The following is a 1010-nucleotide window of genomic DNA, read 5'->3' on the forward strand; positions in this document are numbered from 1 at the left end:
ACGCTCAAGTTCGGCGACTTCGCCCTGGGTGGCATCGGTACCGCCACCTTCGGCGCCATCGGGCTCTACGCGCTGCTCAACCGCAAGGCCTGATGCCCACCCAGACCTTCACCAGCGGTCGCATCCGCCGCGCCGACTATGACGTCGGCAGCGGCGTGCTGCAGCTGCAGTGGGACAACGGCCAGGTCAAGGCCTACAAGGGTGTGCCGGCCGAGGTGTTCCGGCGCCTGTGCGCCGCGCCCAACCCCACGACCTACTGGGAAGACCGCATTGCCGAGGAATACCCGGCCACGGCGCCGACGCTGAAGGCGACCGCCACGACCGCCAAGGCCTCGCTGGACGACTTGTTCAAGGATGCGGGGCTGTAGAACCTGCGCCCAGTTCGCTGCGCGCCTGGCGTCCCACCTGCCAGCCGCCCTGTAGCGCCAGTGCCGCCATCAGTGCTGCCACGCCCAGGTCGGGCCAGGCCGTTCCGGTGCCGAACACGCCCAAGGCCGCCGCCATGACGGCCAGGTTGCCAATGGCGTCGTTGCGCGAACACAGCCAGACGCTGCGCATATTGGCGTCTCCCTCGCGAAAGGCGTAGAGCATCCAGGCCACGGCCACATTGCTGGCCAGTGCCAGGGCGGCCACCAGCCCCATGGTGGCCGGGTCTGGCAGGGCACCGCCCCACACCGACCACAGCGCCCGCAGCAGCACAAACAGGCCAAAGCCCATCATGCTCACGGCCTTGAGCAGGGCCATGCGCGCGCGCCAGGCCAGGGCCGCAGTGAGCACCGCCAGCGACACGCCGTAGTTCAGGGCATCGCCCGCAAAGTCGATGGCGTCGGCCAGCAGGGACAAGGAATTCGCAGCGGTACCGGCCACGATTTCCACCGCAAACATGGCGGCGTTGACGAGCAGGGCGATCCACAAAATCCGGCGGTAGCGCGGCAGGTCGCTGATGTGGGCCGGGGCCGGGGTTTCGTGTTCACAGCAATGGGCCGACATGGTTTTCCTTTTCAGTACGG

The 1010-nt window shown here is 67.9% G+C and carries 2 protein-coding genes; one reads left to right on the top strand and one right to left on the bottom strand.

The features are described from left to right. Positions 1 to 92 precede the first annotated feature (92 nt). Positions 93 to 368 carry a KTSC domain-containing protein gene (locus RMP09_RS12980; RefSeq protein WP_310566394.1) on the top strand — a complete coding sequence of 92 codons (276 nt, stop codon included), beginning with the start codon at positions 93 to 95 and terminating at the stop codon, positions 366 to 368. Here RMP09_RS12980 and RMP09_RS12985 read toward each other — a convergent pair. Further along, positions 349 to 990 (bottom strand): cation transporter, encoded by a 642-nt coding sequence (locus RMP09_RS12985; RefSeq protein WP_310566395.1) that lies wholly within the window; start codon positions 988 to 990, stop codon positions 349 to 351. The genes RMP09_RS12980 and RMP09_RS12985 overlap by 20 nt on opposite strands. Positions 991 to 1010: the final 20 nt, after the last annotated feature.

It is taken from the genome of Hydrogenophaga sp., from assembly GCF_031426985.1.
GTDB lineage: Bacteria > Pseudomonadota > Gammaproteobacteria > Burkholderiales > Burkholderiaceae_C > Hydrogenophaga.

Coding starts and splice junctions, on each gene's coding strand:
- RMP09_RS12980 (WP_310566394.1), top strand. CDS start 93: ATGCCCACCCAGACCTTCACCAGCGGTCGCATCCGCCGCGCCGACTAT.
- RMP09_RS12985 (WP_310566395.1), bottom strand. CDS start 990: ATGTCGGCCCATTGCTGTGAACACGAAACCCCGGCCCCGGCCCACATC.